This is a genomic window from Alterinioella sp. (assembly GCF_058343375.1).
This window is the reverse complement of record NZ_JBTUJH010000052.1, coordinates 53250-62023: the sequence shown is the minus strand read 5'-3', so window position 1 is coordinate 62023 and position 8774 is coordinate 53250. Positions and strand designations below refer to the sequence as shown.

Here is an 8774-nt window from a genome sequence, read left to right as displayed (position 1 = left end):
ATCGACCCCGGCGCGGCTGGCGGCCTCGGTTGCCAGACCATCGGCCTGATCGGATCCGCCCAGGAGGGCTGACAGAAAATCGCGGCCCTGGGCCTGACCTTGCGCGCTTGCGGCGGCGGCGGCATCGTCGAAATTATTGGCCTGTGCTTCGCCCCGGAGCGCGCCCAGAAGGCTGCCCAATCCGCCCGATTGCGCCTGCCGGTTCGCCGCCGATCCAATCGCCGGGGCCAGCATCTGGGTCAGGCTGTTGGCTTGCGCCTCATCAAGGCCCAACTGCGCCGCCAACTGGCCCAACCCCTGGCCACCCTGGGCCTGTTGCAGCAAACGGAGAATGGACATTGGCGTATTCCTTTTGTGCAAGAACGGTTTCGGGCAACATGGGAACATGAATGGCTGCAATTGGGAAGGTAAGTGCAGGTCCCGATATCTGCCGGGCCGACAATCCCCGGCCCGCAACCTGGTGCCGCGTTTGACGTCACTATTCCGCCAGGTTCCATGCCAGCGCCGCGCCGATGCCCTCAGGGGGGGCTTCAATCGGCGTTATATGCGGGCAGAAACGTATCGGCATTACTGGCCAGGAAATCGCGCACCCGCCGCGATACCGGTGTTTGGTTTGCATCAACGGCGCGGACCAGAAACCAGCGGCGGATGATCGGTAGGCCGGGCAGGTCAAGCGCGACAATGCGGCCTTCGGCAAGGGCATCGCTGACGGTATGGGCCGAAATCAGGGCAATGCCCAATCCGGCAATTACCGCCTGTTTGATGGTCTCATTGGAATTGAACTCGATCGATTCATAGGTGTCGCCTTCACCGATTCGATCCAGAAAGCGCTCCATCAGGATGCGGGTGCCAGAGCCGCGTTCGCGCATGATTATGGTTTCTGACAGGATTTGCTGGGGCAGAATGTCGCGCTTTCCCGCCAGCGGATGATCCGGCGGTGCAATCAGAACATGCGGATGATCCCCGAGCAGGATCGAGTCGACCGCCGGGTGGCGGGGCGGTCGGCCCATGATGACGAGATCCAGGGAATGATCCGCGAGCGCCGAGATTATCTGGTGCCGATTGCCGATGATGAGGTTGATGTGAACGTCCGGCAGCTCCTGCTTTGCCAGGGCCAGAATCGACGGCGCATAATATTTTCCGGTGCTGACAACGCCAAGCGTGACCAGCCCGGATTTGCCGCTGTTGATGGCATCTATGCTTTGAAAACAACGCTCAAGCGCGGTGTCGATTTTATTGATCGTGGCCAGAACCTGAAGGCCCTGCAGGGTCAGCTCTGTCCGTCCATCGCTGCTTCGGACCACCAGTTTCGTGCCGATATTCTGCGCCAGCAATTTGAGCTGGGTCGACACCGCCGGCACCGTCAGTTGCAAGCTCTCGGCGGCCAGAGTGACCGAGCCGCGTTGGTGAATCGCGGACAGGGCGCGCAGTTGTTTGAGGGTGATTGCAGAGGGGCGGAGCATAAATTTATTTTAATCCAACAAATAATAATTTCAATGTTTCTTTTGCTCAGGCCAGCCCATGGTGACTGCAGGCACATTTCACCGGGGGACAGTATTTGATGGCCGAGCATACACCAATCAGCGAAACACAAGGCATCCCTGCGGCGCTGTTGCCGGTGATGTCGGCGCTGTGTGACGTCTCGGAAAAACTGGCCCAGACAATCGCAGACGGACCCCTGGCAGGCGATCTGGCGGCGGCGGTCGGAACCAATCTTGGCGGCGACGGCCAAAAGGCGCTCGACCTGATTGCCGATGAGGCCTATGCGGCGGCGCTGCAGGGCACGATGGTGCGCTGGTATGCGTCCGAGGAACGCGATGACATCGCCGAACTGAACCCCTCGGGCAATCTGGCCCTTGCCATCGACCCGCTGGACGGATCCTCGAATATTGATGCCAATGTGTCGATCGGCATGATCTTTTCGATATTTGAGGCGGTCGCGGATCCCGGCAAGAGCTTTTTGCGCCGAGGCCGCGAACAGATTGCGGGCGGGTATTTCATTTTCGGGCCGCAATGCGGGCTGGTTGTCACCTTCGGCAATGGCACCCTGCAATTCACCATGGACAGCCGCAGCCGCCAGTTTCTGCTGGTCAACCCGAAGATGCAGATCCCCGCCGATACCACCGAATACGCCATCAACGCGTCGAATTACCGGCATTGGCCACGCCCGATCCGGGCCTTTATCGACGATTGCGTTGATGGATCCGAAGGGCCGCGCGGCAAGGATTTCAACATGCGCTGGATTGCCTCGCTGGTGGCCGAAACCCACCGGATCCTGTCGCGCGGCGGGGTCTTCCTATACCCCGGCGACAGCCGCAACGGATATCAGCGGGGCCGCCTGCGGATGCTGTATGAATGCGCCCCGATCGCCTTTGTGGTGGAACAGGCCGGCGGCAAGGCCACCGATGCGATTGATCCGATCCTGGACAATCAGGCCGGCGAATTGCACGCCCGGACGCCTTTCGTGTTCGGCTCGGCAAACAAGGTCGACAGGATTTCCGCCTATTGCGATCTGCCCGACAACGAAATCTCGGCGCTGTTCGGCAAGCGCGGGTTTTTCCGCACCTGAAAGGATCCTAGATATGAGCACCAAGCATCCCATCATCTCGGTCACCGGGTCCTCCGGGGCGGGGACATCCACTGTCAAGAACACGTTTGACCAGATTTTCCGCCGCGAGGGCATCCGGTCGGTCTCCATCGAGGGCGATGCGTTCCACCGCTATAACCGGGTCGACATGAAGGGCGAACTGGAAAAGCGGCTGGCGGCGGGGGATCATTCCTTCAGCCATTTCAGCCTGGAGGCCAATGAGCTGGCCGAGCTGGAACGGGTGTTCCGCGAATATGGCGAGACCGGTGCCGGGCGCACCCGGGTCTATGTGCACAGCGATGCCGAGGCCGCTGAGCTGGGGGTGCCATCGGGGGAGTTTACCGATTGGACCGCGTTTGAGGAAGATTCGCATATCCTGTTTTACGAGGGCCTGCACGGGGCGGTGAGGACCGATGAGTTCAAGATCGCCGATCATGCCGATCTGAAGATTGGCGTGGTGCCGGTGGTCAATCTGGAATGGATCCAGAAAATCCACCGCGACCGCGATGTGCGCGGCTATTCCACCGAGGCCGTCACCGATGTGATCCTGCGCCGGATGGACGCCTATGTGAATTGCATCATGCCGCAGTTTTCCCAGACCAATATCAATTTTCAGCGGGTGCCGGTGGTCGATACCTCCAACCCGTTCATTGCCCGATCAATCCCGACGCTGGATGAAAGCCTGGTGGTGATCCGTTTCGCCAACCCGCGCGGGATCGATTTTCCCTATCTGACCAGCATGATCGACGGGTCGTGGATGAGCCGCGCCAATTCCATCGTGGTGCCCGGCGGCAAGACCGATCTGGCCATGCAGCTGATCCTGACGCCGCTGATTCTTCGCCTGATCGACAACGCCCGCCGCGCCTGAGGAGGACCCCGATGACCCAGATCGCAGAAACCAACATGGCAAACGCCATTCGCGCCCTGGCGATGGATGCGGTGCAGGCGGCAAATTCCGGCCATCCCGGCATGCCGATGGGCATGGCGGATGTGGCCGCGGTGCTGTTCAACCGGTTCATCAGCCTTGACCCTTCGGCCCCGAAATGGCCCGACCGGGACCGGTTCGTTCTGTCGGCCGGGCATGGTTCGATGCTGATCTACGCCATCCATCATCTGCTGGGCTATGCGGATATGGATATGGAGCAGATCCGCAATTTCCGCCAGCTTGGCTATCGCACGGCGGGCCACCCTGAATATGGCCATGCCGATGGCATCGAGACCACCACCGGCCCGCTGGGGCAGGGCATTGCGACCGCTGTCGGAATGGCCATTGCCGAGCGGATGCAGAACGCGAAGTTCGGTGATGATGTGGTGGATCACCGGACCTATGTGATTTGCGGCGATGGCTGTTTGATGGAGGGCATCAGCCATGAGGCCATCGACATGGCCGGGCATATGGGGCTGGGCCGGTTGATCGTGATGTGGGACGACAATTCGATCACCATTGATGGCGGCACCGACCTGTCGACCTCGACCGATCAAAAGGCGCGGTTTGCCGCCGCCGGTTGGCAGGTGATCGCGGTCGATGCGCATGACAAGGATGCGGTTGCGCGGGCGATTGCGGCGGCCCGCGCCGATGAAACCCGCCCCAGTCTGATTGCCTGCAAAGCCATCATCGGCTACGGCGCGCCCAACAAGCAGGGCACATCGGCCACCCATGGCGCGCCCCTGGGCGATGAGGAAATCGCCCTGACCCGCGCGGCGCTGGGCTGGCCGCACCCGGCCTTTGAAATTCCCGATGATGTCTATGCGTCGTGGCATGCGGTTGCGGATCGTGGCCGGGCTGCGCGCGAGGCCTGGGAGGTCCGGGCCAAGGCATCGCCATCGGCGGCGGCATTCTTTGCGGCGCAGGACGGGTCTTCGCGTCAGGGTTTGAGCGCCGCGATTGCCGCGCATAAGCAGAGCCTGTCTGCCGAGGCCCCCAAGGTGGCGACGCGCAAAGCCTCGCAAATGGCGCTGGAAGTGGTCAACCGGGCGGTGCCCGACATGGTTGGCGGATCGGCCGATCTGACTGGGTCAAACTTGACCCTGACATCGGGCATGTCCGGGTTTTCAAAAGACAATTACAGCGGCGATTATATCTATTACGGGGTGCGCGAACACGCCATGGCCGCCGCAATGAACGGGTTGTTCCTGCATGGCGGCATCCGGCCCTATGCCGGCACTTTTCTGGCATTCGCCGACTATTGCCGTGGCGCGATCCGGCTGTCGGCGCTGATGGGGCTGCCGGTCACCTATGTGATGACGCATGACAGCATTGGGCTGGGTGAGGACGGCCCGACGCATCAGCCGGTTGAACATGTTGCCAGCCTGCGGGCGATGCCGAACCTGAATCTGTTTCGCCCCGCCGACGCGGTGGAAACCGCCGAATGCTGGGAACTGGCGGTGATGAGCGACGCGACGCCTTCGGTTTTGTGCCTGTCGCGCCAGGGCCTGCCGACGCTGCGCATGGCCCATAGTGATGAAAATCTGAGCGCACGCGGGGCCTATGTTCTGCGCGAGACTGATGGCGCGCGCGATGTCACCCTGATTGCCACCGGATCGGAGGTCGAGATTGCGCAGGGCGCGGCCGATCTGCTGGCGGCGGAGGGCATCAATGCGGCGGTGGTCTCGGCCCCCTGTTTCGAGCTGTTCGCAGATCAGGATGGTGCCTATCGCGCCGCGGTTCTGGGAACGGCCCCGCGGGTCGGCGTGGAGGCGATGGTCAAGCAGGGCTGGGAGGCTTTGCTGGGCGAAAACAGCGCCTTTATCGGCATGACCGGCTTTGGTGCCTCGGCCCCGGCACCCCTGCTGTTCAAGAAATTTGGCATCACGGCCGACGCCGTTGCGCAATCTGCGCGTGCCCTGTTGGCAAGCTGAGAGGAAAGACCATGACAGTAAAAGTAGCCATCAACGGTTTTGGACGTATCGGGCGCAATATCCTGCGCGCCATTGTCGAGAGCGGACGCACCGATATCGAAGTGGTGGCGATCAATGATCTCGGCCCGGTCGAGATGAATGCGCATCTGCTGAAGTTTGATTCCGTTCATGGCCGGTTTCCCGGCACCGTGGTGGTGGATGGCGACATCATTGATGTCGGCACCGGCCCGATCAAGGTCACGGCGCTGAATATCCCGAGCGATCTGCCTTGGGGCGATGTCGATATCGCGCTGGAATGCACCGGCATCTTCACCGCCCGCGACAAGGCGGCCCTGCTGCTGGAAAGCGGTGCCAAACGGGTGCTGATTTCCGCGCCGGGGGCCGGGGCCGACAAGACCATCGTGTTCGGGGTCAATCATGATGCGCTGACGGCTGATGACCTGATTGTGTCCAATGCGTCCTGCACCACCAACTGCCTGTCGCCGGTGGCCTATGTGCTGCATAATGCGATTGGCATCACACGCGGTTTCATGACCACGATCCATTCCTATACCGGCGACCAGCCGACGCTGGATGTGATGCGCCGGGATTTCTACCGCGCCCGCGCTGCCGCGATGTCGATGATCCCGACAACGACCGGGGCCGCCAAGGCGGTGGGGCTGGTTCTGCCGGAGCTGAACGGCAGGCTGGATGGCACCGCGATCCGGGTGCCGACGCCCAATGTCTCGGTGGTCGATCTGAAGTTTGATGCCAAGCGCAAGACCTCGGTCGAGGAGATCAATGATGCCATCCGCGCCGCCGCCGATGGCCCGCTGAAGGGCATTCTGGGCTATACCGACGTGCCCAACGTGTCTTCTGATTTCAACCATGATCCCCGGTCTTCGATCTTTCACATGGACCAGACCAAGGTGATGGATGGGAAATCATGCCGGATCCTGTCCTGGTATGACAATGAATGGGGCTTTTCGAACCGGATGGCCGATACCGCCGTCGCCATGGGGAAGCTGCTGTGAGCAGGCCCCGGGTCATATCTGCGGCCAATCTGGCCGGCAAGCGGCTGGTTGTGCGGGCCGATCTGAACGCGCCGGTGCAGGGCGGGCGGGTCAGCGATGCCACAAGGATCACCCGGTTTGCAGAGGGCATGAGGCCGCTTTTGACGGCGGGCGCGCGGATTACGGTGCTGTCGCATTTTGGCCGCCCCAAGGGGCAGCGCAACATGGAGTTCACCCTCGCGCCGATTGTTCCGGCCCTGGCTGAGGCGCTGGGCCGCGAGGTTGCATTTGCGCCCGATTGCATCGGTGAGGCCGCCATTGCCGCCAGCGAGGCGTTGCAGGATGGCGAAGTTCTGCTGTGCGAGAACCTGCGGTTTCATCCCGGCGAGGAGGCCAACGACCCCGGCTTTGCCGCGGAACTGGCCAAGCTGGGTGAGATCTATGTCAATGATGCGTTTTCAACCGCGCATCGGGCGCATGCCTCTACGGCGGCAATCACGAAACTGCTGCCTGCCTTTGCCGGGCCGCTGATGGATGAAGAGATTGCGGCGCTGTCGGCGGCATTGGAAGACCCGAAACGCCCGGCCGTGGCGGTGGTGGGCGGGGCCAAGGTGTCGAGCAAGATTGCGGTGCTGAAAAACCTGGTCGGCAAGGTTGACGCGGTGGTTGTGGGCGGCGGTATGGCCAACACGTTCATGCTGGCCGACGGGCATCCGATCGGGACATCGCTGAGCGAGCCGGATCAGGTGCCAACCGTGCATGAAATCCGGGCGCTGGCGGCAAAATCGGGCTGCAGGATCATCCTGCCGGTCGATATCGTCTGCGCCGATGAATTTGCCCCGAACGCCCGAAATATCACGACGGGTATCGATGGCTGCCCCGAGGGTGCGATGATCCTGGATGCCGGTCCGAAATCGGTCGCGGCGATCGGCAAGGAGTTTGAGGCCGCGAAAACCCTCCTGTGGAATGGCCCGATGGGCGCGTTCGAGATGGAGCCGTTTGACCGGGCAACCATCGCCCTGGCGCGCAAGGCCGCCGAACTGACGCGAGCGGGCGCGCTGGCCTCCATCGCGGGCGGCGGAGACACGGTTGCGGCCCTCAACATGGCCGGAGCGGGCGATGATTTCACCTATGTTTCCACCGCCGGTGGAGCCTTTCTTGAATGGCTGGAAGGCAAGGAATTGCCCGCCATTGCCGCGCTGCGCGATGCAGCGGTTGCAAATCAGAGGAACGAATAATGGCCTTGATAACCCTGAGACAGCTTTTGGACCACGCTGCCGAGAATGATTACGGCGTGCCGGCCTTCAACATCAACAACATGGAGCAGGGCCTTGCGATCATGGCGGCGGCAAAGAAATGCGATGCGCCGGTGATCATGCAGGCCAGCCGTGGCGCGCGATCCTATGCCGGTGACATCATGCTGCGCCACATGATCCAGGCTTTGGCGGAAATGTATCCCGACAATCCGATCTGCATGCATCAGGACCACGGCAATAATGAAGCCACCTGTTCATCGGCGATCCGGCATGGGTTCACATCCGTGATGATGGATGGCTCGCTTGAGGCCGATATGAAAACCCCGGCCTCCTATGACTACAATGTCGAGATCACCGAGCGCGTATCGCGCATGGCCCATTGGGTCGGGGCATCCGTCGAGGGTGAGCTTGGCGTGCTGGGCAGCCTGGAAACCGGCGAGGCGGGTGAGGAAGACGGCTCGGGCGCCACCGGCAAGCTGAGCATGGAACAATTGCTGACCGATCCCGATCAGGCGGTCGATTTCGTCAACAGGACCAAGGTTGATGCGCTGGCCATCGCCTGTGGCACCAGCCACGGGGCCTATAAGTTCAGCCGCAAGCCCGATGGCGAGATTCTGGCGATGCATGTGATCGAGGCGATCCACGCCAAGCTGCCCGGCACCCATCTGGTGATGCACGGATCATCCTCGGTGCCGCAGGAATTGCAGGACATCATCAACGAATTTGGCGGGGACATGCCGCAAACCTACGGGGTGCCGGTCGAGGAAATCGAGCGCGGTATCCGCATGGGTGTGCGCAAGGTCAATATCGACACCGATTGCCGGATGGCGATGACCGGCCAGTTCCGCAAGGTGGCGATGCAGGATGGCACCCAGTTCGACCCGCGCAAGTTTCTGATCCCGGCGATGGAGGCGATGCAGGCGCTGTGCCTGGACCGGTTCGAACGTTTCGGCACCGCCGGAAATGCCCACAAGATCAAGGTCATCGACATGGACGACATGGCCCAACGCTATGCCGACGGATCGCTTGATCCGAAAATCGTGGCCGCCCGGGCGGCTGAATAATCCCAGACCAACAGGA

The 8774-nt window shown here is 61.7% G+C and carries 8 protein-coding genes; 6 read left to right on the top strand and 2 right to left on the bottom strand.

The window, feature by feature from the left end:
• Together ACW8PS_RS08385 and ACW8PS_RS08380 are read right to left on the bottom strand one after the other, a co-directional pair.
• On the bottom strand, nt 1-339 hold a 339-nt coding region (locus ACW8PS_RS08385), incomplete at its 3' end, for a DUF937 domain-containing protein (RefSeq protein ID WP_491526907.1).
• Nucleotides 340-530: 191 nt separating this feature from the next.
• Entirely contained in the window at nt 531-1463 is a 933-nt protein-coding gene (locus ACW8PS_RS08380) for a LysR family transcriptional regulator (protein WP_491526905.1), read from the bottom strand.
• Nucleotides 1464-1621: 158 nt separating this feature from the next.
• On the opposite strand from ACW8PS_RS08380, the gene ACW8PS_RS08375 reads away from it, so the two are divergent.
• From ACW8PS_RS08375 to fba, 6 genes are read left to right on the top strand one after another with little or no spacing between them, the layout of a single operon-like run.
• Nucleotides 1622-2569, top strand: a complete 948-nt coding sequence (locus ACW8PS_RS08375; RefSeq protein ID WP_491526908.1) for a class 1 fructose-bisphosphatase — start codon at nt 1622-1624, stop codon at nt 2567-2569.
• 13 nt (nt 2570-2582) lie between these two features.
• On the top strand, nt 2583-3455 hold the full coding sequence (locus ACW8PS_RS08370) for a phosphoribulokinase (protein ID WP_491526904.1): 873 nt from the start codon (nt 2583-2585) through the stop codon (nt 3453-3455).
• Nucleotides 3456-3466: 11 nt separating this feature from the next.
• Entirely contained in the window at nt 3467-5446 is a 1980-nt protein-coding gene (gene tkt / locus ACW8PS_RS08365; protein WP_491526903.1) for a transketolase, read from the top strand.
• A gap of 11 nt (nt 5447-5457) precedes the next feature.
• Entirely contained in the window at nt 5458-6459 is a 1002-nt protein-coding gene (gene gap, locus ACW8PS_RS08360) for a type I glyceraldehyde-3-phosphate dehydrogenase (RefSeq protein ID WP_491526902.1), read from the top strand.
• Nucleotides 6456-7676, top strand: coding sequence for a phosphoglycerate kinase (locus tag ACW8PS_RS08355; protein WP_491526901.1), 1221 nt, complete (start codon nt 6456-6458; stop codon nt 7674-7676). The genes gap and ACW8PS_RS08355 overlap by 4 nt, the downstream gene beginning before the upstream one ends.
• The gene (gene fba / locus ACW8PS_RS08350; protein ID WP_491526900.1) at nt 7676-8758 is read left to right on the top strand and encodes a class II fructose-bisphosphate aldolase; all 1083 of its coding nucleotides are present in this window, start codon (nt 7676-7678) and stop codon (nt 8756-8758) included. Before ACW8PS_RS08355 ends, fba begins: the two co-directional genes overlap by 1 nt.
• Nucleotides 8759-8774: the final 16 nt, after the last annotated feature.

Coding starts and splice junctions, on each gene's coding strand:
- tkt (WP_491526903.1), top strand. CDS start 3,467: ATGACCCAGATCGCAGAAACCAACATGGCAAACGCCATTCGCGCCCTG.
- fba (WP_491526900.1), top strand. CDS start 7,676: ATGGCCTTGATAACCCTGAGACAGCTTTTGGACCACGCTGCCGAGAAT.
- ACW8PS_RS08380 (WP_491526905.1), bottom strand. CDS start 1,463: ATGCTCCGCCCCTCTGCAATCACCCTCAAACAACTGCGCGCCCTGTCC.
- ACW8PS_RS08375 (WP_491526908.1), top strand. CDS start 1,622: ATGTCGGCGCTGTGTGACGTCTCGGAAAAACTGGCCCAGACAATCGCA.
- ACW8PS_RS08370 (WP_491526904.1), top strand. CDS start 2,583: ATGAGCACCAAGCATCCCATCATCTCGGTCACCGGGTCCTCCGGGGCG.
- gap (WP_491526902.1), top strand. CDS start 5,458: ATGACAGTAAAAGTAGCCATCAACGGTTTTGGACGTATCGGGCGCAAT.